General features: G+C 61.8%; 21 protein-coding genes. 11 read left to right on the forward strand and 10 right to left on the reverse strand.

Translation table 11 applies throughout. The annotated features are described in order from the left end of the window. Positions 1 to 223 precede the first annotated feature (223 nt). The 4 genes from AB4048_RS07000 to AB4048_RS07015 all read left to right on the forward strand — a co-directional run bounded on the left by AB4048_RS07000 (position 224) and on the right by AB4048_RS07015 (position 5,231). Positions 224 to 1,048, forward strand: coding sequence for an outer membrane protein (locus tag AB4048_RS07000; protein ID WP_442201203.1), 825 nt, complete (start codon positions 224 to 226; stop codon positions 1,046 to 1,048). Between the two features lie 152 nt (positions 1,049 to 1,200). After that, on the forward strand, positions 1,201 to 2,379 hold the full coding sequence (locus tag AB4048_RS07005; protein ID WP_442201204.1) for a phosphoserine transaminase: 1,179 nt from the start codon (positions 1,201 to 1,203) through the stop codon (positions 2,377 to 2,379). Positions 2,380 to 2,465: 86 nt separating this feature from the next. After that, positions 2,466 to 4,061 (forward strand): phosphoglycerate dehydrogenase, encoded by a 1,596-nt coding sequence (gene serA, locus AB4048_RS07010; protein WP_442201205.1) that lies wholly within the window; start codon positions 2,466 to 2,468, stop codon positions 4,059 to 4,061. A gap of 177 nt (positions 4,062 to 4,238) precedes the next feature. Next, positions 4,239 to 5,231: an IS481 family transposase gene (locus tag AB4048_RS07015; RefSeq protein ID WP_442201206.1), complete on the forward strand. Its 993-nt coding sequence runs from the start codon at positions 4,239 to 4,241 to the stop codon at positions 5,229 to 5,231. 78 nt (positions 5,232 to 5,309) lie between these two features. Here AB4048_RS07015 and prfB read toward each other — a convergent pair. The 3 genes from prfB to AB4048_RS07030 form a co-directional block, all read right to left on the reverse strand. Then, positions 5,310 to 6,441 (reverse strand): peptide chain release factor 2 gene (prfB, locus tag AB4048_RS07020; protein WP_442201207.1). Its coding sequence is split into 2 segments (ribosomal slippage): positions 5,310 to 6,371 and positions 6,373 to 6,441, totalling 1,131 coding nucleotides; the frame shifts between segments, so codons are not numbered across the junction. A gap of 105 nt (positions 6,442 to 6,546) precedes the next feature. Beyond that, the gene (locus AB4048_RS07025) at positions 6,547 to 9,003 is read right to left on the reverse strand and encodes a penicillin-binding protein 1A (protein ID WP_442201208.1); all 2,457 of its coding nucleotides are present in this window, start codon (positions 9,001 to 9,003) and stop codon (positions 6,547 to 6,549) included. 244 nt (positions 9,004 to 9,247) lie between these two features. Then, a complete protein-coding gene (locus AB4048_RS07030; protein ID WP_442201209.1) occupies positions 9,248 to 10,498 on the reverse strand; it encodes an N-acetylmuramoyl-L-alanine amidase in 1,251 nt (416 codons plus the stop codon). Positions 10,499 to 11,120: 622 nt separating this feature from the next. On the opposite strand from AB4048_RS07030, the gene AB4048_RS07035 reads away from it, so the two are divergent. Continuing rightward, a complete protein-coding gene (locus AB4048_RS07035; protein ID WP_442201210.1) occupies positions 11,121 to 13,952 on the forward strand; it encodes an Rne/Rng family ribonuclease in 2,832 nt (943 codons plus the stop codon). Between the two features lie 66 nt (positions 13,953 to 14,018). Here AB4048_RS07035 and AB4048_RS07040 read toward each other — a convergent pair whose 3' ends face one another. Further along, a complete protein-coding gene (locus AB4048_RS07040) occupies positions 14,019 to 14,576 on the reverse strand; it encodes a dihydrofolate reductase family protein (RefSeq protein ID WP_442201211.1) in 558 nt (185 codons plus the stop codon). Between the two features lie 307 nt (positions 14,577 to 14,883). On the opposite strand from AB4048_RS07040, the gene AB4048_RS07045 reads away from it, so the two are divergent. Then, positions 14,884 to 16,401, forward strand: a complete 1,518-nt coding sequence (locus AB4048_RS07045) for a DUF2778 domain-containing protein (protein WP_442201212.1) — start codon at positions 14,884 to 14,886, stop codon at positions 16,399 to 16,401. Between the two features lie 234 nt (positions 16,402 to 16,635). On the opposite strand, the gene AB4048_RS07050 is transcribed toward AB4048_RS07045, so the two are convergent. Beyond that, positions 16,636 to 17,793 carry a pyridoxal phosphate-dependent aminotransferase gene (locus tag AB4048_RS07050; RefSeq protein WP_442201293.1) on the reverse strand — a complete coding sequence of 386 codons (1,158 nt, stop codon included), beginning with the start codon at positions 17,791 to 17,793 and terminating at the stop codon, positions 16,636 to 16,638. Between the two features lie 222 nt (positions 17,794 to 18,015). On the opposite strand from AB4048_RS07050, the gene AB4048_RS07055 reads away from it, so the two are divergent. The 5 genes from AB4048_RS07055 to aat all read left to right on the forward strand — a co-directional run bounded on the left by AB4048_RS07055 (position 18,016) and on the right by aat (position 21,827). Next, the gene (locus AB4048_RS07055) at positions 18,016 to 18,783 is read left to right on the forward strand and encodes a DsbA family protein (protein WP_442201213.1); all 768 of its coding nucleotides are present in this window, start codon (positions 18,016 to 18,018) and stop codon (positions 18,781 to 18,783) included. 138 nt (positions 18,784 to 18,921) lie between these two features. Next, a complete protein-coding gene (gene aroQ, locus AB4048_RS07060) occupies positions 18,922 to 19,362 on the forward strand; it encodes a type II 3-dehydroquinate dehydratase (protein ID WP_442201214.1) in 441 nt (146 codons plus the stop codon). Between the two features lie 25 nt (positions 19,363 to 19,387). Next, complete coding sequence (gene accB, locus AB4048_RS07065; protein ID WP_442201215.1) at positions 19,388 to 19,852, forward strand: acetyl-CoA carboxylase biotin carboxyl carrier protein; 465 nt, start codon at positions 19,388 to 19,390, stop codon at positions 19,850 to 19,852. A gap of 11 nt (positions 19,853 to 19,863) precedes the next feature. Then, a complete protein-coding gene (accC, locus tag AB4048_RS07070) occupies positions 19,864 to 21,204 on the forward strand; it encodes an acetyl-CoA carboxylase biotin carboxylase subunit (protein WP_442201216.1) in 1,341 nt (446 codons plus the stop codon). An 8-nt stretch (positions 21,205 to 21,212) separates the two neighbouring features. Next, positions 21,213 to 21,827, forward strand: coding sequence for a leucyl/phenylalanyl-tRNA--protein transferase (aat, locus tag AB4048_RS07075; protein ID WP_442201217.1), 615 nt, complete (start codon positions 21,213 to 21,215; stop codon positions 21,825 to 21,827). 21 nt (positions 21,828 to 21,848) lie between these two features. Here aat and AB4048_RS07080 read toward each other — a convergent pair whose 3' ends face one another. From AB4048_RS07080 to gatB, 5 genes are all read right to left on the reverse strand, one after another. After that, entirely contained in the window at positions 21,849 to 22,286 is a 438-nt protein-coding gene (locus AB4048_RS07080) for a DUF2155 domain-containing protein (protein ID WP_442201218.1), read from the reverse strand. Between the two features lie 106 nt (positions 22,287 to 22,392). Beyond that, a complete protein-coding gene (locus tag AB4048_RS07085) occupies positions 22,393 to 22,791 on the reverse strand; it encodes an NADH:ubiquinone oxidoreductase subunit NDUFA12 (RefSeq protein ID WP_442201219.1) in 399 nt (132 codons plus the stop codon). Between the two features lie 105 nt (positions 22,792 to 22,896). Then, positions 22,897 to 23,364 carry a GNAT family N-acetyltransferase gene (locus AB4048_RS07090; RefSeq protein WP_442201220.1) on the reverse strand — a complete coding sequence of 156 codons (468 nt, stop codon included), beginning with the start codon at positions 23,362 to 23,364 and terminating at the stop codon, positions 22,897 to 22,899. Between the two features lie 12 nt (positions 23,365 to 23,376). Then, positions 23,377 to 23,886: a GNAT family N-acetyltransferase gene (locus AB4048_RS07095; RefSeq protein WP_442201221.1), complete on the reverse strand. Its 510-nt coding sequence runs from the start codon at positions 23,884 to 23,886 to the stop codon at positions 23,377 to 23,379. Between the two features lie 5 nt (positions 23,887 to 23,891). Continuing rightward, complete coding sequence (gene gatB, locus AB4048_RS07100) at positions 23,892 to 25,397, reverse strand: Asp-tRNA(Asn)/Glu-tRNA(Gln) amidotransferase subunit GatB (protein ID WP_442201222.1); 1,506 nt, start codon at positions 25,395 to 25,397, stop codon at positions 23,892 to 23,894. Positions 25,398 to 25,513: the final 116 nt, after the last annotated feature.

Genomic DNA, 25,513 nt, shown 5'->3' on the forward strand with positions numbered 1-25,513 from the left:
AAGCCGCCCGCACCCTGCCGGGCGGCTTTGTCTTTTCTTCTCGCGTCTCGAAGAAGGGTACTTTCCTTAAAGCTTCATTAACCATGACCTCCCTATGGTTAACGAAACGAAAATGGCCGCAGGTGAACGTCGGCGCGGGTCGAAAGGTGAGACCGGTGTCGAACGATGTATCACGGCCAGGCGGAAATTCGGGCCTTGACGCCCGGAGACGGGAAGGCAGGCGATGATCCGTTCTACGGCTTTGGCGGCAGGAGCAGCGATGGCGGCCATGCTGGCTGGTGCTGCGTGGGCGGCCGACAGCTTGCCGCCCGAAGTGACGTTGAAAGAGGTCAGCGTCAAGGAAGCGCGCGGCTGGTACGTGCGCGGCGACGTCGGTTATGCGGTTCACACTGGCGACAGCGGCGCGACCGTTCGCACCTACGATGCTTCGACGGGCGGCTATACGCAGGACGGTTTCGATCAGACTCGGTTCGACGACAAATTCTCCGGCGATTTCGGCATCGGCTATCAGTTCACAGACCTTGTGCGCGCCGACCTGACCGGCGAGCTGTTTCGCGGCGATTTCGACGGCAGCTTTGCAAGTGCCGGCCCCTGCGCCGGCGGTGCCGTGGGTACCGGCTGCAGCTCCAGGGGATCGGCATCGTTCACTGGCGCAAGCCTGATGCTGAACGGCTATGTCGATCTCGGAACGTTTGCGGGCTTCACGCCCTATGTCGGCGCCGGCTTCGGCGCCACGCGAGTGCACTGGGACGATTTCACCGCGGTCTCCAGTTGCGTTGCCGGTGCCGCGAGCTGTGCGGACGCTTCGTCTTCATCGGGGCGCTACGGTGGCGTGAACGACTGGCGGGCGACCTATGCGCTGATGGCCGGCGTTGCCTACGATGTCGCGCCGAACGTCAAGCTTGATGTCGGCTACCGCTATAGCCACGTCGCCGGCGGCGGCATGTTCAATTTCTCCGACGCCGAGGGGACGGTGGGCGCCAGCGGTCGCAGTGGTTCGCTCGACCGCCACGAGATCCGCGTGGGCCTGCGCGTTCTGACCTGGTAGAGAGCCCGCAAGCCTGCGACTTGGCGTCGCGGCTGCGCCAATAATTTATCCTTCTGCGACCTCGCCAACTTGACTTCGATCCGCTCGCCCTATAACCACGGCGGCGGGACACTCCTCCCCAACGAGGAGCTATCTATCTGGAAGGATAGCACATGGCGAAGACCGCAAAGCCGGACGTACGTCCGCAAAATACCCATTTCTCTTCTGGCCCCTGCTCGAAGCGCCCCGGTTGGACGCTCGATGCTCTTTCCGACGCGGCTCTTGGCCGTTCGCACCGCGCGAAGATCGGCAAGACGAAGCTGAAGCAGGCCATCGACCTTACCCGCGAAATTCTGGAAGTGCCGGCGGATTACCGCATCGGCATCGTTCCGGCCTCCGATACCGGCGCCGTCGAAATGGCGCTCTGGTCGCTGCTCGGCGAACGCGGCGTCGATTTGCTCGCCTGGGAAAGCTTCGGTGCTGGCTGGGTCACCGACGTCGTCAAGCAGCTGAAGCTCAAGGACGCCCGCAAGCTCGAAGCCGACTACGGCGAACTGCCCGACCTTTCCGCCGTCGATTTCGACCGCGACGTGGTCTTCACCTGGAACGGCACCACCTCCGGCGTCCGAGTTCCGAACGCGGATTTCATCCCTGCCGACCGCAAGGGTCTAACGATCTGCGACGCCACCTCGGCCGCTTTCGCGCAGAACCTGGATTTCGCCAAGCTCGATGTCGTTACCTTCTCCTGGCAGAAGGTTCTCGGCGGCGAGGGCGCGCATGGCGTCATCATCCTCAGCCCCCGCGCTGTTGAACGCCTCTTGACCTACACGCCGGCCTGGCCGCTGCCGAAGATCTTCCGCCTGACGTCCGGCGGCAAGCTCTCCGAGGGCATTTTCGCGGGCGAAACGATCAACACGCCCTCCATGCTTTGCGTTGAAGATTACCTCGATGCGCTGCTTTGGGCGAAGGAGGTCGGCGGCCTCAAGGGCCTGATGGGCCGCGCCGATGCGAACGCGAAGGTCATCGCCGATTTCGTCGCCGCCAATGGCTGGATCGCCAATCTGGCCGTGAAGCCGGAAACCGCCTCCAACACCTCGGTCTGCCTGAAGATCGTCGACAAGGACGTACTGGCGCTCGACGCTGACGGCCAGGCCAACTTCGCCAAGGGCGTCGTCGGCCTGCTCGAAAAGGAAGGCGTCGCCTACGACATCGGGCACTACCGCGACGCGCCGTCCGGCCTGCGCATATGGGCCGGCGCGACGATCGAAACCGCCGACATGGTCAAGCTCATGCCCTGGCTGTCCTGGGCCTTCGAGACCCAGAAGGCAACGCTCTCCCAGGCCGCGGCCTGACGTCACCGCATCCGGCTCCGCTTTCGAAGCGGAGCCTTCGCATCCCTGATTTCATCCATCGCTGAACTCTTTGAAGGAAGCCCCCAATGGCACCTCGCGTTCTCGTATCCGACGAACTGTCGGAAACCGCCGTCCAGATCTTCCGCGATCGCGGCGTCGAAGTCGATTTCCAGCCGCAGCTCGGCAAGGACAAGGACAAGCTAGCCGAAATCATCGGCAACTATGACGGTCTCGCCATCCGCTCCGCCACCAAGGCAACGGAAAAGCTGATTGCCGCTGCCACCAACCTCAAGGTCATCGGCCGCGCCGGCATCGGTGTCGACAATGTCGACATCCCCGCTGCGTCGCGCCGCGGCATCATCGTCATGAACACGCCCTTCGGCAACTCGATCACGACGGCCGAACACGCCATCGCGCTGATGTTCGCGGTCGCCCGCCAGCTTCCTCAGGCCGATGCCTCCACGCAGGCCGGCAAGTGGGAGAAGTCGAAGTTCATGGGTGTCGAAATCACCGGCAAGACGCTCGGCGTCATCGGCGCCGGCAATATCGGCTCCATCGTCTGCTCGCGCGCGATCGGCCTGAAGATGCACGTGCTTGCCTATGACCCGTTCCTCTCGAAGGAGCGCGCCGAGGAAATGGGCGTCACCAAGGTCGAGCTCGACGAGTTGCTCGCCAAGGCCGACTTCATTACCCTGCACGTGCCGATGACGGACAAGACCCGTGGCATTCTCAACAAGGAAGCGCTGGCGAAGACCAAGCCCGGCGTGCGCATCATCAACTGCGCCCGTGGTGGTCTCGTCGATGAGGCAGCGCTTGCCGAAGCGATCAAGTCCGGCCACGTCGCCGGTGCCGCATTCGACGTCTTCGAGGTGGAGCCAGCCAAGGAAAGCCCGCTCTTCGGCCTGCCGAACGTCGTGTGCACGCCGCATCTCGGCGCCTCCACGACGGAGGCTCAGGAGAACGTCGCTCTCCAGGTGGCCGAACAGATGTCGGACTACCTGATGAAGGGAGCCGTTTCCAACGCCATCAACATGCCGTCGATCACCGCGGAAGAAGCGCCGATCCTGAAGCCGTTCATTCGCCTTGCCGATGTTCTCGGCGCCTTCGTCGGCCAGGTGACCGAAGAGCCGATCAAGGAAATCGAGATCCTCTTTGACGGCATCACCGCCGGCATGAACACCAAGGCGCTGACGAGCGCACTGCTGGCCGGTCTCATCCGCAGCCAGGTTTCCGACGTCAACATGGTTTCGGCGCCGATCATGATCAAGGAAAAGGGGATCATCCTCTCCGAGGTCAAGCGCGACAAGTCGGGGGTCTTCGACGGCTATATCAAGCTGACGGTGACGACGGGTTCGATGACGCGATCGGTCGCGGGTACCGTCTTCTCCGACGGCAAGCCGCGTTTCATCCAGATCAAGGGCATCAACCTCGACGCCGACGTCGGGAGCCACATGATCTACCTCACCAATACGGACGTGCCGGGCATGATCGGCTTCATCGGGACGACGCTCGGTGCGGCCAACGTCAACATCGCGAACTTCCAGCTCGGCCGTGACAAGCAAGGTGGCGATGCGATCGCTCTTCTTTACGTCGACGGACCGGTCGGCGACGACGTTCTTGCCAAGCTGACGGCTCACCCGGCGATTCGTCAGGCAAAGCCGATGGTGTTCAATATCGACTGATCGTCATCGATCTCGTTGGAAGACCAAAGCCGGCGCGGTATGACCGCGCCGGTTTTCATTTGCTATCGGTTTGTTTGCGCAACTACGGACGGAACCGCGTCACACTTTTCCTTGCGCTAGRTGTTTGATCCCAGATTTTGATGGTGCAATTATCTCACAAGGCTGGAGAGATTCGCTATGGGACAAATTCTACACGGGAGCGCCACGACGACAGAGGCGATCCGTCGAGCAATACAAAATAGTCAAGCGAGCCTGAGGGTTCTTGCGAAGCGGTATGGGATCAACCAGAAGACCGTCGCCAAATGGAGGAAGCGGACTTCGACGACCGATTTGGCGACCGGTCCGAAAGAACCGAGGTCGACGGTTCTGTCGATCGAGGAGGAAGCGGTGATCGTTGCCTTCCGGCGCTATACCTTGTTGCCTCTCGACGATTGCCTCTATGCGCTGCAGCCAACCATTCCGCACCTGACGCGATCGTCACTGCATCGGTGCCTCCAGCGCCATGGCATTTCCAAGCTTGCCGATGTCGAAGGCGACAAGCCCGCTCGCCAGAAGTTCAAAGCCTATCCGCTCGGCTACTTCCATATCGATATTGCCGAAGTGCGCACCGAACAGGGCAAGCTGTACATGTTCGTCGCCATCGACCGCACATCGAAGTTTGCCTTCGTCGAACTGCACGAGAAGGCGCCGACGGCCGTTTCCAGAGAGTTTCTCCTACGCCTGATCGCCGCTGTCCCATACAAGATCCATACCGTTCTTACCGACAATGGCATCCAGTTCACCACCCCGGGGGCTGGTGGTTCGGCCGTTCCGCTCATCAAGGAAGCGATCGCAAACGGCGAAAAATTCTGGGCACATGCCTTCGAATATACTTGCGCCAAGACCGATATCGAACACCGAACGACCAAGCCGAAACATCCGTGGACCAATGGCCAGGTCGAACGAATGAACCGCACCATCAAGGATGCGACAGTCAAACGCTATTATTATGAGAGCCATGATCAGCTTCGCCAGCACCTTGCTGACTTCATCACCGCCTACAACTTCGGTCGTCGCCTCAAGACCCTCAAAGGTCTCACACCTTACGAATACATCTGCAAATGCTGGACAAAAGAGCCAGAACGATTCAAGTTCGATCCAACCCATCGAATGCCGGGACTAAACATCTAGGACGCCATTCGCCCACCCCGAAACGCAAAACCGCCCGCAACGGGACGCTGCGAGCGGAAAACGTCAAAGGCGCACGCCTCAGTCGACGTCGTCGACGACCGCGTCGGCGGCACCGCTGATGCGGTGGGCAAGGGCGGCTTCCATGAACTCGTTGAGTTCGCCGTCCAGCACGTCGCCTGGAGCCGTGCTCGCAACGCCGGTGCGCAGGTCTTTGACCAGCTGGTAGGGCTGGAGGACGTAGGAGCGGATCTGGTGTCCCCAGCCAATATCGGTTTTCGATGCCGCTTCCGCGTTGGCAGCCTCTTCCCGCTTCATCAACTCGGCTTCGTACATGCGGGAGCGCAGCATGTCCCAAGCCTTGGCGCGGTTCTTGTGCTGCGAGCGCTCCTGCTGGCATTGCACGACAATGCCGGTCGGAATGTGCGTGATGCGCACGGCCGAGTCAGTGGTGTTGACGTGCTGGCCGCCCGCGCCGGACGAGCGATAGGTATCGATGCGGCAATCGCTTTCGTTGATCTCGATCTGGATCGAATCGTCGACCACGGGATAGACCCAGATCGAGGAGAACGAGGTGTGACGCCGCGCATTGCTGTCATAGGGCGATATGCGAACCAGGCGATGTACGCCCGATTCGGTCTTCAGCCAGCCATAGGCGTTGTGGCCCTTGACGAGCAGCGTTGCCGACTTGATGCCGGCCTCTTCGCCGTCGTGAACTTCGAGCAGTTCGACCTTGAAGCGTTGGCGTTCGGCCCAGCGGGTATACATGCGCAAAAGCATGTTGGCCCAATCCTGGCTTTCCGTGCCGCCCGCGCCTGAATGCACTTCGAGATAGCTATCGTTGCTGTCGGCCTCACCCGAAAGCATCGCCTCGACCTGCCGACGGGCGGCTTCGGCCTTCAGCGCCTTCAGCGCCTCTTCGGCTTCCTTGACGATCTCGGCGTCGCCCTCTTCCTCGCCCATCTCGATGAGTTCGATGTTGTCGGTGAGCTGCCGTTCCAGCGCGCGAACGCCGTTGATGCCGTCATCCAGCTGCTGGCGCTCGCGCATCAGCTTCTGCGCTTCGGTAGCATCGTTCCAGAGGGTTGGATCCTCTGCCTTGTTGTTCAACCAGTCCAGTCGTCTTACCGCCTGATCCCAGTCAAAGATGCCTCCTCAGCAGGCTTATGGCCTGCTTGGTTTCGTCGACTACGTTCTCGATTTCCGCTCGCATTTGCTTGCTTCTTTATCCCGATGCTTTGATGAAGAAAGATTGCCCGTGACATAGATAGGCGGGCAACGGATGTAAAGCCGCCGCCTGCCTGAAAAGATCGCTGGATCAGAAGAGGCCGCCTGCGCCGGACTGCACTGCCTGGTTGGCCTGCGGCGAGGTGCGCAAGATTTCCTCAGGCGCTACCTGAACCTCAGAGCCACCGATGACCGAGAAGGTCTCGGCAGGGCCAGTGCCGGGCTTGAACGCTTCCATGATCGCGTCCGGATCGCCTTCCACCGCGCCCATGCCGGTGCGGCGGTTGACGGAGATCATGTTCATGCCGGGCGGCACGACGAACTTCTCCGCCGCCTCGCCCTTGGTCGCGGCCTGCATGAAGTCGTTGAAGATCGGCGCTGCGATCGCGCCGCCGGTCGAGCCGCGGCCGAGCGTGGCGGGCGAATCGAAACCAATGTAGAGGCCGGCGACGAGGCTCGGCGTATAGCCTACGAACCAGGCATCCTTTTCGTCGTTGGTCGTGCCGGTCTTACCGGCAACATCGCTTTCGAGCTTGATCTTGCCGGCGGCGGTGCCGCGGATGATCACGCCCTGCATCATCGACGTCACCTGGTAGGCGGTCATCGGATCGAGAACCTGTTCGCGGTTGTCGAGCACGTTGGGTTCGTCCTGGTTCTCCCAGTCGGTGGCATTGCAGGTCTCGCAGACCCGCTCCTCATGCTTGAAGATCGTCTTGCCGTAGCGGTCCTGGATGCGGTCGACCAGGGTCGGCTTGATCTGCTTGCCGCCGTTGGCGATGACGGAATAGGCCGACACCATTCGCAGCACGGTCGTCTCGCCAGCACCGAGCGACATCGCCAGTACCGGCATCATCTTGTCGTAGATACCGAAATGCTCGGCATATTCGGCGACGAGGTTCATGCCCATGTCGTTTGCAAGCCGCACCGTCATGAGATTGCGCGAGTGCTCGATGGCAAAGCGCAGCGTATGGGCGCCACCGCCCTCGCCTTCGTAGTTTTCCGGGCGCCAGATCTGGCCGTTGCCCATCGGCAGCTCGATCGGATCGTCGAGAATGACCGAGGCCGGTGTATAGCCGTTGTCCATCGCCGCGGCGTAGACGAAAGGCTTGAAGGAGGAGCCGGGCTGGCGCATCGCCTGGGTGGCGCGATTGAATTCGGATTGGGCGTAGGAGAAGCCGCCAACCATCGCCAGCACGCGGCCGGTGTTCGGATCCATGGCCACCAGGCCGCCCTGCACCTTCGGCGGCTGGCGCAGGCGGAACTTGCCGCCGTCGCCGAGCTTTTCGACATAGATCACGTCGCCTTGCGACAGCACGCCCGCTGGCGACTTGGCCGTCTTGCGGCTACCATCGGCCCAACGGTAGGCCCAGCGCATGTCCTCGGCGGCGATGGTGCCGCGGTCACGCTCAGTCGCCACCTTGCCGCCGCCATCCACGTCCGGCTGCAGGCCGATGTCGACGTTGTTGTCGGAAACCGCGAGCACGACGGCCAGCTGCCATTCGGGTACGTCGCTGAGCGACGGAACCTTCGCGAGTTCCGTGCCCCAATCCTGGGCGGTAGCGATCTGCTTGACGGGGCCATGGAAGCCGCGGCGCTCGTCGTAGGTGACGAGACCGTTCTGCAGCGCGCGGCGCGCCTCGACCTGAAGCTGCGGATCGAGCGAGGTGCGAACCGACAGGCCGCCTTCATAAAGCGTCTTGTCGCCGTACTTATCGATGATCTGGCGGCGTACTTCTTCGGAGAAAAATTCCGAGGCGAAAACGGCCGAGCCGTTTCTGCGGCCAGTTACGCCGAGCGGCTGGCGCTTGGCTTCATCGCCGTCGGCCTGCGACACGTAGCCGTTTTCGACCATGCGGTCGATCACCCAGTTGCGGCGAGCGATGGCGGCCTCGGCGTGACGGAAGGGATTGTAGTTGGAGGGTCCCTTGGGAAGCGAGGCGAGATAGGCCGATTCCGCAATCGTAAGATCAGTGACCGACTTGTCGAAGTAAGTGAGCGCCGCGCCCGCGATACCGTAGGCGTTCAGTCCGAAATAGATCTCGTTGAGATAAAGCTCGAGGATCTTGTCCTTGCTGTAAGTCTGCTCGATGCGGAACGAAAGGATCGCTTCCTTGAGCTTGCGGTCGATCGTCTGGTCGGACGACAGCAGGAAATTCTTGGCGACCTGCTGGGTGATCGTCGAGGCGCCGACGGGCCGGCGGCCGGAACCGAAATTCTGCAGATTGACGAGAATGGCGCGCATCATGCCGCCGGGATCGACGCCGGGGTGATTATAGAAATTCTTGTCTTCCGCCGAAAGGAACGCCGCCTTGAGGCGATCGGGAATGGCCTGGATCGGCAGGAACAGGCGCCGCTCGCGCGCATATTCCGCCATCAGCGCACCGTTGCCGGCATGGACGCGCGTGGTCACCGGCGGTGCATAGTTCGCAAGCACTTCGTAGTCGGGAAGGTCCTTGCTGACGATCGTCAGATAGACGGCAGCGACCCCGGCGGCGCCAAGGAACAGGACGCAGCTGAGCGCAAAGAAATATCCAATCAGTCTGACCATATGACGCTTACCGCTATGCCTCTTGTTCCATGCACTGGGACCCCTGGGCGTTTTGCACGCTCCGGAGCGCTTTGCAAGACGGCGGCGAAAATCAACACCCCTCACCAACCTCCCGGTACCATACCCTGCTGTAACGGCGGGATTGTGAGCAAAATAGGGCTTCGACGCCGTAAAAGACAGCGTTGGCGCCCCACCAAGGCACCGTTGTCACCTGGAAGACACGCAATGCCCCGCCATGGGAAGTCTAGCCTCCATTGGCGACGGTGGAAATACGATATTGTCTTACCGCCTCCGTCAGCCGGTCGACCATCTTCTCGCGCCATTTTTCATCCAGCAGCAGCTTTTCGTCTTCCTTGTTCGACAGGAAACCGAGTTCCAGCAGGATCGAGGGAACGTCCGGCGCACGCAGCACCTGGAAACCGGCATGGCGATGCGGATTGTTGATCATCGAGATCTGCCCGTTGAACGAGTTCAGCACATCCTGTGCCAACGATATCGAAAAGGCCTGGGTCTCGCGCCGCGTGAGGTCCATCAGGATGTCGGTCACCGCCGCTGGCGCAGCCTGTGTTTCGGCACCGGCGATCTTGTCGGAGTTGTTTTCCCGGTCGGCAAGATCGGCGGCAAGTTTGTCGGAGGCGCGGTCCGAGATCGTGTAGACGGTGGAGCCGCGGATATCCTTCTGCTTCAACGTGTCCGCATGCAGCGAGATGAACAGCGAGGCCTGATTCTGCCGGGCGACCGTCACGCGTTGCGACAGCGACAGGTACTCATCCTTGTCGCGGGTGAGAAACGCCTTGATGCCGGGTTCGCGATTGAGGCGATCGGCCAAGGCCTTGGCGAAGGCAAGCGTAATGTCCTTTTCCGGCGTCGAGCCATCGCTGGCGACCGCACCGGTATCGATGCCGCCGTGGCCGGCGTCGACGGCGATCAGGAAGTTCGAATTCTTTTCCAAGGGCACGACCGGACCGACATTGTTGTCCGTATCCTCGGCTGTCCAACGCTGCTGCTTGACGAGTTCGGCATATTCGCTCGCGGGCGCCATTTCGGCGTCCAGCACCAGCCGCTGGCCCTTGCCGCCCTCATCCGGCTGTACTTCGGCGAGGACGAGTTTCACCGGCTTGGTCGCCGTGAGCACGATACGGGCGCTGTCTTCGTCCATGGTGCCATAGCGGATATCGCTGAAGAGCCCGCGCGCCTCCAGATCCTTCGCGGGAAAGCCGAAGGCCGTCGCCGGCAGATCGACAACAACCCGCGTCGGATTGGCAAGATAATGGACCGAAAACTGTGGTGTGCGGTCGAGGTCGATCACGATCCGGGTGCGCGCGTCGTCACCGGCGATCCGCGCCCCGAAGGCAAGAATGGCGTCGCCCGCAGCCGCGCTGCCCACAAAGGTTGGCGCAGTGAACGCGACCAGTGCGACCGCGAACGCCGCCCCCGCCTTGCTGAGCCGCCTGGCCGCAACTTCTCCAACCGCATCCCGTATTTCCCAAAACAATTTCCTATGTCCCTAAAATAGAGAATATTATAGATAGCACCCCAGTTGAGGCTGCTCCGCCTCTCCGCCGCCGCGAGCCCGCTCAAGGCACAAATGCTTGCCCTCAGCGGTTCAACCGACGAATCCATCAATATTATGGCACACTTGGCTTTGCGCTTGCTATTGTGACTGATAAAACATACAACGCATATTAGGGTAGAAGTGTTGACGGGATAGAGTCGCCGCAAAGGCAGCCACCCATCGAAATTGGCGCCATAACCGGCCTGTCGTCCGCCGTCCGCGCACATCTATCTCGATACTGGATCCTGAATTTCCTGCCGTCGTGCCGGAACTTCATCGGTGGATACACCACCAAACGCTCTTCAGAGAGCACATTCATCGGGCCCCTCGTGGGCCTACGGCATTGTTGATATCGCTTGGTTACGGATGTTGTTGCCGCGGCCCTTGTCTGAAGTGAACAGACCCCGGGATGATCAATTCCCGGCTGAAGTCTGGTCGCGACCCGCTCACCGAAACCACTTGCGATTTCCATTATCCGGCGCGGCAGCAACGGGCTGCTTCCGGACCGTCTTAGGACGGTTCGGCCTGGCCCAATGCGGCGGCGCCGAGGAGCACAGCTTTCATGGCAGACAAAATGCTTATCGATGCGTCTCACGAAGAAGAGACGCGCGTCGTTGTCGTACGCGGTAATCGCATAGAGGAATTTGACTTCGAGTCGCAGCACAAGAAGCAAATCCGCGGCAACATCTATCTGGCAAAGGTAACGAGGGTCGAACCCTCGCTGCAGGCCGCCTTTGTCGATTACGGCGGCAACCGGCACGGCTTCCTGGCCTTCGCCGAAATCCATCCCGACTACTATCAGATCCCGCTTGCCGATCGCCAGGCGCTGCTCCGGGCCGAGGCCGAGGAACACCGTCGAGAAGACGAAGGCGACCATGCGGACACCGCACCCGATCTCTCCCAGCAGGATCAGCCCGATATCGGCATCGCTTCGCCCGCCGCAGTGGCTGAACAGGCCGAGGCGATAGCTGCGGGCACCGAAACGGCTGTCGAAGCCGCGCCTGCCAAGAAGGCGAAGCCCCGCCGCAGCCGCAAGAAGGTCGTGGAAGCGGCACCCGCCGACGCGGCCGAAGCTGCTGACGTTCGCGCTGCCGTCGATGCGCCTTCCGCCGAGGAAGAGGACGGCCCCGCCGGCGAAATGGCGGCAATGGTCGAAACCGACTCGATTTCGGAAGACGCGCGACGCGGCCACGACGATGACGACGACGATCACGACGGTGAAGAGGAAGTCATCGAATCGGTCGGCGCCGAAGACGCGATGGAAGAAGTTCCGGACCGCGTTCAGCGCAAGCCGCGCAAGCAGTACCGCATCCAGGAAGTCATCAAGCGGCGCCAGATCCTGCTCGTGCAGGTCGCCAAGGAAGAACGCGGCAACAAGGGTGCCGCGCTGACCACCTATCTGTCGCTTGCCGGCCGCTACTCGGTGCTGATGCCGAACACGGCACGCGGCGGCGGCATTTCGCGCAAGATCACCAGCCCGCAGGACCGCAAGCGGCTGAAGGAAATCGCCCGCATGTTGGAAGTGCCGCAGGGCATGGGCGTCATCCTGCGCACCGCCGGTGCGAACCGCACCAAGGTCGAGGTCAAGCGCGACTTCGAATATCTGATGCGCCTTTGGGAGAACGTCCGCACCCTGACGCTGAGCTCGACGGCCCCTACCCTCGTCTATGAGGAAGGCTCGCTCATCAAGCGCTCGATCCGCGACCTCTACAACAAGGACATCAACGAGATCATCGTTGCCGGTGAGGAAGGCTATCGTGAAGCGAAAGACTTCATGAAAATGCTGATGCCGAGCCACGCCAAGGTGGTTCAGCCATACCGTGACATCCATCCGATCTTCGCGCGTTCCGGCATCGAGGCGCAGCTCGACCGCATGCTGCAGCCGCAGGTGACGCTGAAGTCCGGCGGCTACCTGATCATGAACCAGACCGAAGCGCTGGTTTCGATCGACGTCAACTCCGGCCGCTCGACGCGGGAGCACTCGATCGAGGATACCGCGCTGCAGACGAACCTCGAGGCGGCGGAAGAAATTGCCCGCCAGCTGCGTCTGCGCGACCTTGCCGGCCTGATCGTCATCGACTTCATCGACATGGAAGAGAAGCGCAACAACCGCTCCGTCGAGAAGAAGCTGAAGGATTGCCTGAAGAACGACCGTGCCCGCATCCAGGTCGGCCGCATCTCGCATTTCGGCCTTCTCGAAATGTCGCGCCAGCGCATTCGCGCCTCGGTTCTCGAATCCACGACGCAGGTCTGCTCGCATTGCGGCGGCACCGGCCATGTCCGGTCGCAGTCGTCGGTCGCACTGCATGTTCTGCGCGGCATCGAGGAGTACCTCCTCAAGAACACGACGCATGACATCACCGTGCGCACCACGCCGGATATCGCGCTCTATCTGCTCAACCACAAGCGTCAGTCCATCATCGACTACGAGAGCCGCTTCGGCGTTGCGATCGTCATCGACGCCGACGGCGCGGTCGGCGCGCAGCATTTCGCGATCGATCGTGGCGAGCCGGTCGAGAACCCGGTCAAGATCGAGACGCTGTTCAACTTTGCAGCCATCCCCGACGACGAGGACGACGATATCGTCATCGAGGCGGACGAGGATGAGGACGAGATCGAAGAAAAGCCGGCAGCGGCCGAGACAGCCGCGTCGCGCGCCGAAAGCGAAGGCAACCGCAAGCGCAAGCGTCGGCGTCGGCGTCGTGGCCGGAACGGCAATGGCGAAGCGCAGGCGGCAGGCAGCACTGACGCGAACGACGAGCAAGGCGACGATGAGGGCGACGAAGACGAGGACGGAGCCGAGGAGGCACCCGTCGCCGCCACTGGCGACGACGACGATGCGCAGCGTCGCAAACGTCGGCGCCGTGGCAAGCGCGGTGGCCGCCGCAATCGTGAAGAGGGTGGCGAGCTGACCGCAGCCGACGACGCTTCGACCGCCGAAGAAGGCGGTGACGAGGGAGGCGAAGAGCCGGCAGCGGAACAAGCGCCGGCAAGCGTCGGCGAGATGGCCGATGCCCTGGCCGAGGCTGCCGTCGAAGGCCAGCCGGCGATGGCGGCGGTCGAGACCGCGCCAGCCGTGACCGAAGAGGTGAAGCCAGCCAAGAGCCGTAGCCGACGCAAGCCGAAGGCAGAAGCCTCGCCCGTCGAGCCTCCTGTGGTCGAGGCCGCGCCTGCAGCCGATGAGGAGGCGGAGGTGATCGCCGCGATCGCTACCGATCTCAACACGCCCGAGCCAGCCGCCGAAGCGGAGGCAGCAAAGCCGGTGCGTGCAAATCGGGAATCGAACGTCGTGTCTTCCGAGCCGGTCGTAAAGTCCGTCCGCGTCACGGAAGCGGCTGAAAGCGAAGGCAAGCCCAAGAAGGCTGGCTGGTGGCAGCGCCGCGGCTTCTTCTGAGAAGCACTCTCCAAAATCTAAGAATATCCATCCGGCCGCAGCGATGCGGCCGGATCTTTTTTTGCTTCATGCCGGTGCGTAGCAAAGCAGTGTGTTGCCGTTGGCGAAGGTCCGGCTGCGGGTCAGCTTCAGCGCAAGCCGGTTGTCGATACCGTCAAACATGGTGCGCCCGGAACCGAGTGCGACGGGGACCACCACAAACTGGAATTCATCGACAAGCCCCGCCTCCGCCAGCTGCCGCGCAATGCTGCCGCTTCCGAGAACGACGAGATCCGGCCCCGCGCCGGCTTTCAGGCGGCGCACTTCTTCCGTGGGCGCATTCTTTGCAAGCCGTGTGTTGTTCCACGACACTTCTTGCAGTGTTCTTGAAAAGACGACTTTCGGCAGGCCGTTCATGCCTTCGGCCACTTCCGGAAAACTTTGCTTTGCGAATGGGGTAGGCCAAAAGCTTGCCATCATCTCGTAGGTGATGCGGCCCATCAACAGCTCCCCTCCGGAGCTCGCATTGCCTGCAACGAAAGCGTTGAACTCTGGATCCTCATTGTGCGACCAGCTCATGTCGCCACTGGAGCCGGTGAAATAGCCGTCGATGGAAATACTGAGGAAGACGGAAACCTTGCGCATGATCTTGCTCCTCCGTTCGTAAGACACGCCTGAAACACGGGCATGCGACTAAAGACGAAGCACAGATCACAATTCCGACAACAAAAGTGAAGTATTTTTGCCGCAATCGAATGCGACGGGGACATCTCGGTTTTTCAAATTGAAATCCGTGTAAAGGAATTGGTTACCATACTTAGGCATCCTTCCTGTTAGTCGGCAGCGACGCCGTGCGCGCGAAAGCGCGAGCGAGATGTTCGGCACCGACCCTAGTGAAAAAGCGCGTCTGTTAGAGCCGCCGGCTGCCTGAGCCGTTTGGAACAAGAGTATAGTGGCGTTTGTATCAGAACCATTTGGCGACGTTGGAACTTTAGCCGGATCCCTCAGCGCGTTCGTCTCGCGTATCCGGCCACACGGCAAGCTATTTACCACCGCCGCCGTCATGGGTGGCGGTACGGTTGCATTCGCCTGGGCGGTCGCAACGTTGATTACGACGCAGACGATTGTCATGTCGGTGACGCCGGGCAGCCTCTCCGTCCGCACGCTCCTGCCGAGAGCATCGTCCCTGATCGCCTCGCGCGACCATTTAGGACGCGCTGTCAGTGTCGCCAACCCCTCGCTGCTGGCGAAGTCCGCGCGACAAACGCCGGTCATGGCAAACGCCGCCCCGGTGCAGGCGCACACGACCGCCAAGAGTGCACGCCTTACTCTGCGCGCCGATCTTGCCGGAGACCTTGCCGCGCGCATCGCCGGCGATGTCTCTCCACCCGCCTCTTACCGCATGCTCGCCTCGACCACTGCCACGAGCCTTGAGCACCCGGTAAGTGCGCCTGCGGCACCGTCCGTGGCGCCTGCCGCCAGCCTCGCGGCAATCGCAAACCTGCATGAGAAACTGATCGATGCGCCGGTGGAGCAACCGCTGAGCCTTGCCCTGGCGAACGCTGCCCCACAAGTCACGGACGCCTTCGTTCCCCCCGTGCAGAGCCTCCAGCACCCGATCAGCGTGCCAGCCGATCAGCCGTCCAACTTTGCCGAAACCGAGATACCCTCGACTTCCACCGATGGGCCCGTCGCCCTGCCGTCGGATTCCCTCGTCGCAGTCCAGGAAGAAGCAACCGCGCTCAGCCTGTCGGGCGGAGCGTTGCCGATCGAGCGCATTCCGCTGCCGGAGGAATCGCCGTTGACGAGGTCGTCCGACCTCGCGCTCAACGAAGCGGATGCGATGCCGGATGACACCCCCTCGGAAGGCATTCCCCTGCCGGTCATGCGGCCGCGTGGTTCGACTGAAACCGCGGACCTCGCTCCCGCGAAACAGCCTGATGACGTCACGCCGCCAGCACCCGCTGCTGCCGCCCGCCCCTCTGCCACCCAGGACGATCGCCCGCGCGGCGGCTTCCTTGCACGCCTTTTCGGCGGCAACGGCGGCGGCTCGTCACCCGCGGGTCGCGGCACCGCCGTCTACGACATCGCGGCCGCCACCGTCTACCTGCCGACGGGCGAGCGGCTCGAGGCTCATTCCGGCCTTGGCCACATGCGCGACAATCCGCGGTTCGTGCATGCGAAGAATACTGGTCCGACGCCGCCGAGCACCTACCGGCTCAGCGTGCGCGAAAGCCTCTTCCATGGCGTCGAAGCGCTGCGGCTGACGCCTGTCTCGGGCGGCAATCCCTATGGCCGCGTCGGCCTGCTTGCCCACACCTACATGCTCGGGCCGGGCGGCAACTCGAACGGTTGCATCGTCTTCAAGGACTACCGCCGCTTCCTGCGCGCCTATAAGAACGGCGATATCAAGAATCTCATCGTCGTCGCCCGGACGCCTGCCGGATCGATCAACGTCGCGTCGCGCTGATTACAGCGCAACGCGTCGTTCAGGGGTTTTGCGCGCAATACCCCGTCCGGAAACAACGGTCTGGCCCGTTTCGATCACCGACTTCAGATTGAGAGCATTGGCGTCCAGCGGTTCGACACCGATGAAGGGGGGTAAATCCTCTTGGACGTCGACACGCCCTCCGCTCCTTCACGAAATGATTCAACTCCTTGCGAAACCGATTCCGCAAAGACGGTCAGGCCATTGAAACCAGACCTATTTAAGCCAATCGGCTATGCGCGCGATAGCTTCCTCGATCTCGGCATTTGAACCGGCGTAGGAAAGGCGCATCGCGCGATGCCCCTCCGCGGGGTCGAAGTCGAGACCGGGGGTTCCCGCAACATTGATCTCCGCAAGCATCTTCCTCGCGAACGCCATGCTGTCGTTGGTAAAACGGCTGACGTCGACATAGGCATAGAAGGCGCCGTCCATCGGCGAGGCGATGGCAAAGCCGATTTCCGGCAAGCGCTTCAGCAGGAAATCCCGGTTGCGGGCATAGCTTTCGCGGTAGACGTCCAGCTGCGCGCCGGCGCCGAGTGCTGCGGTCGCGGCGATCTGCGACAATTCGGGAGCGGAGATATAGAGGCTTTGCGCCACCCGCTCGATCGGCCGCACGAGCCGCTCCGGGAGCACCATCCAGCCAATGCGCCAGCCGGTCATGCAGTAGTATTTCGAGAACGAGTTGATGACGACGGCCTCGTCGGTGATTTCAAGCGCGCTCGTCTCTTCGCCGACGAAGGTCAGCCCGTGATAGATCTCGTCGGAGATGAAGGCGATCGATTGCGCGGCGCAGTAGTCGGCGAGTGCCTTCAGAGCCGCCCTACCCGTCACCGTGCCGGTTGGATTGGCAGGGCTTGCTAGAAGCACGCCCTTCAGCCGCTTGCCGCTACGCGCTTGCGCCGCCTCCAGGCTTTCCGGGGTCAGCGTGAAGTGCGTTTCGGCGGTCACGGGCACTTCGACGACATCAAGACCGAGCGCGCCGAGGATATTGCGGTAGGCGGGATAGCCCGGCCGCGCGATTGCAACGCTGTCGCCGGGATCGAAGAGCGAGAGGAAGGCCAGGTTGAAGCCCGCGGAAGAACCCGTGGTCACCGCGATCCGCGCGGGGTCGATGCTGAGACCGTGGCGTGCGCGGTAGTGACCGGCGAGCGCCTGGCGCAGCGCCAGCGTGCCGAGCGCGTCGGTGTAGCCGATACGCCCGTGACCGAGTGCTGCGCGTGCGGCTTCGAGCGCGGCGTTCGGCGCGGGATGCGACGGCTGGCCGACGGCCATCGATATCACCGGATGGCCGGCCTGGCGTCGGCGTGTCGCCTCCGCCAGCACATCCATGGCATGAAAGGGTTCGACGTCGCTGCGCTTGGATGGGGAAAACAAGGTCATTCTCTCTTTGGATCGGTGTCGGTCAGACAATTGCCGCAATACTCGCGTGTTCACAATCCCGCGAATTGCGGCATCGTCGTGAAAATTCTCGTTTGAGGATCGGCGAAGGGGCCGTAAGTTGGCGCTCGGCGCAAAAGGGGCAGGAAAATCTCTTGACCCGGCGACGGCAATCCTGCACGGGCGCAGCTACCACCGATTAGATGACGAGGATTACCGATGCCGCTCTCTTCCAAAACACTGCTGACCGCCTCCGCCGTCGCGATCGCCGCGTCGCTCGCTCTCTTCCAGCCGGCAGCAGCCCTCGACGAGCAGCAGAAGAAGGAATTCGGCGACTTCATCAAGGAATACCTGGTGTCGCATCCGGAGCTGATGCTGGACGTCCAGGCCGCGCTCGAGAAGAAGCAGGAAGAGGCGCGTCTCCAGCAGACCAACAAGGCCGTTGCCAACAACAAGGACGCGATCTTCAATTCCGAGGACGACATCGCGATCGGTAACCCGAAGGGTGACGTCACGGTCGTCGAGTTCTTTGACTACAACTGCGGCTATTGCCGGCATGCGCTGAGCGACATGGAAGACCTTCTGAAGAAGGATAAGAACATCCGCTTCGTGCTGAAGGAATTCCCGATCCTCGGACCGGAATCCGTCGCCGCCTCCAAGGTTTCCGATGCCTTCCGCAAGCTCGCGCCTGAAAAGTACGGCGATTTCCACCGCGCGCTGCTTGGCAGCGAAGGCCGGGCGACCGAAGCAACCGCGATTGAAGCCGCGAAGTCCTTCGGCATAAAGGAACCGGCCCTGCGTCTGGAGATGGCGAAGAGCCCGGATGACGCTTCCGTCAAGGCAACCTACCAGCTCGCCACCGATCTCGGCCTGACGGGCACGCCCGCCTACGTCATAGGCAACGAAGCGATTTCAGGCGCGATCGGCATCGACGCTCTGAAAGAGAAAATCGGCAATGTCCGCAACTGCGGCAAGACATCCTGCTGAGCTACTCGCGTAATTGCACATCAAATCGCCGAAATCGAAGTGCTCTAACGTTGTGGACAAGCGCAACCTATCTCTCAAGGGCTTTTCTCAAGGTTCCTCAGAGTCTATAGGTTGCGCTGCACTTTGACGGAATCTTCGATGAAACCCACGATATTCGTCCTCAACGGACCGAACCTCAATGCGCTCGGCAAACGCGAGCCCGGCATCTACGGCGGCAAGACGCTGAAGGATGTCGAGGCCGACTGCCGTGCGGCAGGAGAAGCGCTCGGCTTTGCCGTCGATTTCCGCCAGAGCAATCATGAAGGCACGCTCGTTGACTGGCTTCACGAGGCAGGCGACGGCGCCGCCGTCGGCGTGGCGATCAATCCTGGCGCCTATGGTCATACGTCGATTGCCATGCACGACGCCATTCGCGCCATTTCCATCCCCGTGGTCGAGGTTCACATCTCCAACATCCACGCTCGGGAGGAATTCCGTCACAAGTCGATGATCGCGCCGGCTGCCAAGGGCATGATCTGCGGCTTCGGCCTCCACAGCTACATCCTGGCGCTGCACGCGCTGAAAAATATCACCCAATAACAAGAAATAGACAAGGCTCACCTCCATGGCTGAAAAGAAATCGGGTATCGACCAGACGCTGATCCGCGACCTCGCCAACATTCTCAACGACACGGATCTGACCGAGATCGAAGTCGAAAACGATGATCTGCGCATCCGCGTCTCCCGCGCCGGCACGCCCCAGTATGTGCAGGCACCGGTCGCCGCTCCGGCATTCGCAACTGCCGCGCCCGTCGCCGCCGCCGCGGCAGCCCCTCTCGTCGCCGCCCGCAACCCGGACAACGTCGTCACCGCGCCGATGGTCGGCACCGTCTATATGTCGGCAGCGCCAGGCGCGAGCGCGTTCATCGAAGTCGGCTCGACAGTCAAGGAGGGCCAGACGCTGCTCATCATCGAGGCGATGAAGACGATGAACCAGATTCCGGCGCCGCGCTCGGGTAAGGTCACTGAAATTCTCGTTCAGGACGCCCGTCCGGTTGAATACGGCGAAGCCCTGGTCGTCATCGAATAAGGCCCGGATCCATGATCTCCAAAATCCTCATAGCCAACCGCGGAGAGATCGCCCTTCGCGTGCTGCGCGCCTGCAAGGAACTCGGTATTCCGTGCGTGGCAGTGCACTCGACGGCTGACGCCGACGCCATGCACGTCCGCCTTGCCGACGAAAGCGTCTGCATCGGCCCGCCGCCGTCGCGCGAAAGTTATCTCAACATCCACCAGATCGTCGCCGCCTGCGAAATCACCGGCGCCGATGCCGTGCATCCGGGCTATGGCTTCCTGTCGGAAAACGCGAAGTTCGCCGACATCCTCGAGGCGCATGGCATCACCTTCATCGGCCCGACGGCCGAACATATCCGCCTCATGGGCGACAAGATCACCGCCAAGACGACGGCACAGGCGCTCGGCATTCCCGTCGTTCCGGGCTCCGACGGCGAGGTGAAGACCGAGACCGACGCGCTGAAGACCGCGGCCGAGATCGGTTATCCCGTGCTGATCAAGGCGACCGCCGGCGGCGGCGGCCGTGGCATGAAGGTCGCCCGCTCCCCCGATGACCTGGTGGAAGCCTGGTCGACGGCGCGCACCGAGGCGGCTGCCGCCTTCGGTAACGAAGCCGTCTATATGGAAAAGTACCTCGGCAAGCCTCGCCATATCGAAATCCAGGTCTTTGGTGACGGCGAAGGCAACGCCATTCACCTCGGCGAGCGCGACTGCTCGCTGCAGCGGCGCCACCAGAAGGTCTGGGAAGAGGCGAATTCGCCGGCTCTCAATGTCGAGCAGCGTATGAAGATCGGCCAGGTTTGCGCCGACGCGATGAAGAAGCTGAAGTATCGCGGCGCCGGTACGATCGAGTTCCTCTACGAGAACGGCGAGTTCTATTTCATCGAAATGAACACCCGTTTGCAGGTCGAGCATCCGATCACCGAGGCCATCACCGGCATCGACCTGGTGCACGAGCAGATCCGCGTCGCCTCCGGCGGCGGTCTCTCCGTCACCCAGGACGAGATCGTCTTCAACGGCCACGCGATCGAATGCCGCATCAATGCCGAGGATGCGCGCACCTTCGTCCCCTCGCCCGGCACGATCACTCATTTCCATGCGCCCGGCGGTCTCGGCGTTCGCATCGATTCCGGCGCTTATCAGGGCTACAAGATCCCACCCTACTATGACAGCCTGATCGGCAAGCTGATCGTCCATGGCCGCACCCGTGTCGAATGCATGATGCGCCTCAGACGCGCCCTTGATGAGTTCGTCGTAGACGGCATCAAGACGACCTTGCCGCTGTTCCAGGAGCTGGTTTCGAACCAGGATATCGCCAACGGCGACTACGATATCCACTGGCTGGAAAAGCATCTGGCGAAAGGCTGAGTTCTGAAATGGTAGCGCCGCGCGGTGGGCTGACCGGAATAACCCCCGAGATCCTGCTGCGCGCCTATTCCGTCGGCCTCTTTCCCATGGCCGAAAATGCCGGCGACCCGGAAATCTTCTGGGTCGAACCGGAGCTTCGCGGTGTCTTGCCGCTCGCCACCTTCCACGTCTCGCGAAGCCTCGCCAAGACGATCCGCAAGAATCCCTTCGACATCCGCTTCAATTCCGACTTCGACGCGGTCATCTCCTGCTGCGCCGAGCACACGCAGGATCGTCCCAGCACCTGGATCAACCAGACGATCCGGACGCTCTATTCCTCGCTGCACAGCCTCGGTCATGCGCATTCGGTGGAAGCATGGGAAGACGGCGTGCTGGTCGGCGGTCTCTACGGGGTTTCGCTCGGCTCGGCCTTCTTCGGGGAAAGCATGTTTTCCCGGCGCACGGACGCTTCGAAGATCTGCCTCGTCCATTTGGTGGAGCGGCTCAAGCAGCGCGGCTTCACCTTGCTCGACACACAGTTCACCACCGAGCACCTGAAGACGTTCGGGGCCATCGACGTTCCGAAGGGCGCTTACGGGCGCATGCTCGCCAAAGCGATGGCGTCGAACAACCTCGAATTCTGAACTCGAAATGGGGGCATGCCCTTATTGGGCGGTGGCCTTGTCCGGCGGCGGGATATCGGACTTCTGCTTGCACTCTTTCAGCCAGACGTCGTAGATCGGGTGCTCCACGGCGTTGAGGCCAGGGCTGTCGGCGAACATCCAGCCCGTGAAGATGCGGCGGATGCGCCTATCGAGCGTGATCTCGTCCACCTCGACGAAACCGTCGACCTTCTGCTGCTCGGTATCGTCGCGTGAATAGCAGGTTTTCGGCGTCACCTGCAGCGCGCCGAACTGCACGGTCTCGTTCATGTAAACGTCGAAAGTCGTGATGCGGCCGGTGATCTTGTCCAGCCCTGAGAAGACGGCCACCGGATTTTCGATGCGGGCGGCCTCGGCAGTCGGCGCGAAGGCCAGAAGGCAGATGGCAATCATTGCTGCGGGCGTTGCACGCAAAGAAGCGCTCCGCGTGAAAAACGTCATATCCGCCAGTCTCCAGCAGTTGCTATTCGAAAGCCCGGCATGATGACCGGGCTTTTGCGTGGCTAAGCGCCAATTGTGGCCAAAGGACGGGCTGACCCGAGCCCGATCAATTCCCCGGCGTCCAGGCGTCGTAGTCGCCGGTTACGCGCGGGCGTTCGCCGGCAACCGAGAGCGAGCCTGGAGGACGATAGGCCTGCGGCGAGCCGGTCGGGTTGGCGCGATGGCCGATCTGCCAGTCCTTCGCGACGTAGTTGTCCTTGCTCGGAGGAACGTCGGTCCGGTGATGCATCCAGCCGTGCCAGCCCGGAGGAATGGCGGAAGCTTCCGCATAGCCCTTATAGATCACCCAGCGCTTGGGAAGACCGTAGGAGGACAGCGGCCCCTCGTAATAGACGTTCCCGAGTTCGTCCTCGCCGACGGGCTTGCCGAACCGGCGAAGCGCAAGGCTAGTGCCCATCGTCGTGCCATTCCACCAGGTGAAGAGTTGCAGGAGGAGATTCTTCATGTCTTTTCCTTGGAACTTGCCGAAGCGCGAGCGAGACCAGAATTCGATAGTCCGCTTATGCCGCCAGAGCGCGGGATTGTCCAGCGATTACCGCTGAAAAGGCCCTCATTTCAAAGCCATCTTGAAGCCGATGTGGCTCGCCTTGAAGCCCTGCCGCTCATAGAAGCGATGGGCATCCTTGCGGGCTGCGTTTGACGTCAATTGCACGAGCCGCATGCAGCGCCGCCTGGCCTCGGCGACACAAAATTCGATCATCGCCGCCCCGATCCCCTGCCCGCGCAGATCGGCCTGCGTCTGCACCGCCTCGATGATCATGGCCGACGATCCGCGGCCGGTGAGTGACGTCGTATTCATCGTCTGAAACGTGCCGACAACCTCGCCGGCGAACTCGGCGACATAGAGCGTCTGGTCTGTAGATGCTTTGATGGCGGCGAATGCGCGGGCGTACTCGCCAAAGGCCTCGGGGTCGGTCGTGTCGCCGTGACCGCCGACGGCGTCGGCGGCGAAAAGAGCGATCAGGGCGGGTAAGTCAGCCTCGCAGGCTTCGCGGATCAAGAGAGCCTTGTCTTCCATGGCCTCGGTCCATCACATGCGATGCGATGCAAGTGGCTTTTCCAAAATGAAGGCAGGGAGCCCGCTCTGGCCGGCGCCAGCATGCTCGTTGCGCCCAACCTCATGGAAACCGTGCGCCTCATAGAAAGTAACGGCCGAGACGTTTCCTATCTCCACTTCGAGGCGCATGACCTCGGCCGAGGGGAAACAGGTTTCCAGTTCGGCAAAGAGGTCGCGACCGATGCCTTGCCGCTGCAGGTCCGGACGGACGTAAAGCAGCTGCAGCAGCACCGTCTTTGCCATTGTGTCTGACATGATGGCATAGCCGACGCCGCCGATCTCGCGGCCATTGTCGGCAACGAGAAACTCCGAATCCGGCTTGCCTAGGCGTGCCTTCAGGGCAATTGGCGTCAGCAGCGTCGCCACCCTATCGTTGACCCTGGCAACGCCCGCCAGCTCGTCATAGGTGGCGTGCCATGCCTCGACCAGAAGATCACGAACCTTCCTCAGGTCCTGCTCGCCCGCGGTGCGCACGAAATACATCGCGCCTATTCCTCCTCGATGCCGAGCTTGGCCTTCACCAGCGCCTGCACGGCCTGCGGGTTGGCTTTGCCGCCGGTCGACTTCATCACCTGACCGACGAACCAGCCGGCAAGCGTCGGCTTTGCCTTGACCTTGGCAACCTGGTCCGGATTGGCGGCGATGATGTCGTCCACCGCCTTTTCGATGGCGCCGGTGTCGGTCACCTGCTTCATTCCGCGGCTCTCGACGATTTCGGCGGGATCGCCGCCTTCGTTGAGCACGATCTCGAACAGGTCCTTGGCGATCTTGCCGGAAATGGTCTCGGCCTTGATGAGGTCGATGATGGCGCCGAGCTGGGCGGGCGAAACTGTCGTCTCTTCAATGCTTTTGCCGGTTCTGTTCAAAGCGCCGAGCAGGTCGTTGATGACCCAGTTGGCGGCAGTCTTGCCGTCGCGGCCGGCGGCCAGGGTTTCGAAGTAGTCGGCGATCGCCTTTTCCGAAACGAGCACGGAAGCGTCATAGACGGAAAGGCCGAGTTCGCGAACGAAACGCTCCTTCTTGTCATCAGGCAGTTCCGGCAGATGCACGCGCAGTCCCTCGACGAAGGCATCGTCGAACTCGAGCGGCAAGAGGTCCGGATCAGGGAAATAGCGATAGTCGTGTGCATCTTCCTTGGAGCGCATCGAGCGCGTCTCGCCCTTGTTCGGGTCGAAGAGGCGGGTCTCCTGGTCGATCGCGCCGCCGTCTTCCAGAATGGCGATCTGGCGGCGGGCCTCGTATTCGATCGCCTGGCCGATGAAGCGGATGGAGTTGACGTTCTTGATTTCGCAGCGCGTGCCGAATTCGCCGCCCGGGCGGCGAACGGAAACGTTGACGTCGGCGCGCATCGAGCCCTCGTCCATGTTGCCGTCGCAGGTGCCGAGATAGCGCACGATCGAACGCAGCTTCGTCATATAGGCCTTGGCCTCGTCGGACGAGCGCATGTCCGGCTTGGAAACGATCTCCATCAGCGCCACGCCAGACCGGTTCAGATCCACATAGGACATGGTGGCATGCTGGTCGTGCATCGACTTGCCGGCATCCTGTTCCAGATGCAGGCGTTCGATGCCGATCCCGATATCCTCGAATTGCCCCTGGCGGTCTGGACCGAGCGAGATGACGATCTGGCCCTCGCCGACGATCGGATCCTTGTACTGCGAGATCTGATAGCCCTGCGGCAGATCCGGATAGAAATAGTTCTTACGGTCGAAAACCGAGCGCTTGTTGATCTGCGCCTTCAAACCAAGTCCGGTGCGCACCGCCTGCCTGACGCACTCCTCGTTGATCACAGGCAGCATGCCAGGCATCGCCGCGTCGACAAGCGACACGTTGGAGTTCTGCGGCTTGCCGAACTCCGTCGAGGCACCGGAAAACAGCTTTGCGTGCGACTGAACCTGGGCATGGACTTCCAGGCCGATAATCACTTCCCAGTCGCCGGTGGCACCGGGAATAAAGCGCTTCGGATCTGGCGTGCGAACGTCGACGATAGTCATGAAATGCTCATCTCTCAAAAGCTCGAATGTTGGCCCTCTCGGTAGAACAATTCATGAGACTTGTCACCTTTAAGGTGACAACTTATCGCAAGGTTGGCGCCGCCAGATCCGCCTTC

Origin of the sequence: Rhizobium sp. RAF56 (assembly GCF_052113965.1) — a bacterium.
GTDB lineage: Bacteria > Pseudomonadota > Alphaproteobacteria > Rhizobiales > Rhizobiaceae > Rhizobium.

What these genes read in the sequence shown, in the direction of transcription:
- AB4048_RS07000 (WP_442201203.1), top strand. Translation starts at nt 224, where the DNA reads ATGATCCGTTCTACGGCTTTGGCGGCAGGAGCAGCGATGGCGGCCATG.
- AB4048_RS07005 (WP_442201204.1), top strand. Translation starts at nt 1,201, where the DNA reads ATGGCGAAGACCGCAAAGCCGGACGTACGTCCGCAAAATACCCATTTC.
- serA (WP_442201205.1), top strand. Translation starts at nt 2,466, where the DNA reads ATGGCACCTCGCGTTCTCGTATCCGACGAACTGTCGGAAACCGCCGTC.
- AB4048_RS07015 (WP_442201206.1), top strand. Translation starts at nt 4,239, where the DNA reads ATGGGACAAATTCTACACGGGAGCGCCACGACGACAGAGGCGATCCGT.
- AB4048_RS07025 (WP_442201208.1), bottom strand. Translation starts at nt 9,003, where the DNA reads ATGGTCAGACTGATTGGATATTTCTTTGCGCTCAGCTGCGTCCTGTTC.
- AB4048_RS07035 (WP_442201210.1), top strand. Translation starts at nt 11,121, where the DNA reads ATGGCAGACAAAATGCTTATCGATGCGTCTCACGAAGAAGAGACGCGC.
- AB4048_RS07040 (WP_442201211.1), bottom strand. Translation starts at nt 14,576, where the DNA reads ATGCGCAAGGTTTCCGTCTTCCTCAGTATTTCCATCGACGGCTATTTC.
- AB4048_RS07055 (WP_442201213.1), top strand. Translation starts at nt 18,016, where the DNA reads ATGCCGCTCTCTTCCAAAACACTGCTGACCGCCTCCGCCGTCGCGATC.
- aroQ (WP_442201214.1), top strand. Translation starts at nt 18,922, where the DNA reads ATGAAACCCACGATATTCGTCCTCAACGGACCGAACCTCAATGCGCTC.
- accB (WP_442201215.1), top strand. Translation starts at nt 19,388, where the DNA reads ATGGCTGAAAAGAAATCGGGTATCGACCAGACGCTGATCCGCGACCTC.
- accC (WP_442201216.1), top strand. Translation starts at nt 19,864, where the DNA reads ATGATCTCCAAAATCCTCATAGCCAACCGCGGAGAGATCGCCCTTCGC.
- aat (WP_442201217.1), top strand. Translation starts at nt 21,213, where the DNA reads ATGGTAGCGCCGCGCGGTGGGCTGACCGGAATAACCCCCGAGATCCTG.
- AB4048_RS07080 (WP_442201218.1), bottom strand. Translation starts at nt 22,286, where the DNA reads ATGACGTTTTTCACGCGGAGCGCTTCTTTGCGTGCAACGCCCGCAGCA.
- AB4048_RS07085 (WP_442201219.1), bottom strand. Translation starts at nt 22,791, where the DNA reads ATGAAGAATCTCCTCCTGCAACTCTTCACCTGGTGGAATGGCACGACG.
- AB4048_RS07090 (WP_442201220.1), bottom strand. Translation starts at nt 23,364, where the DNA reads ATGGAAGACAAGGCTCTCTTGATCCGCGAAGCCTGCGAGGCTGACTTA.
- AB4048_RS07095 (WP_442201221.1), bottom strand. Translation starts at nt 23,886, where the DNA reads ATGTATTTCGTGCGCACCGCGGGCGAGCAGGACCTGAGGAAGGTTCGT.
- gatB (WP_442201222.1), bottom strand. Translation starts at nt 25,397, where the DNA reads ATGACTATCGTCGACGTTCGCACGCCAGATCCGAAGCGCTTTATTCCC.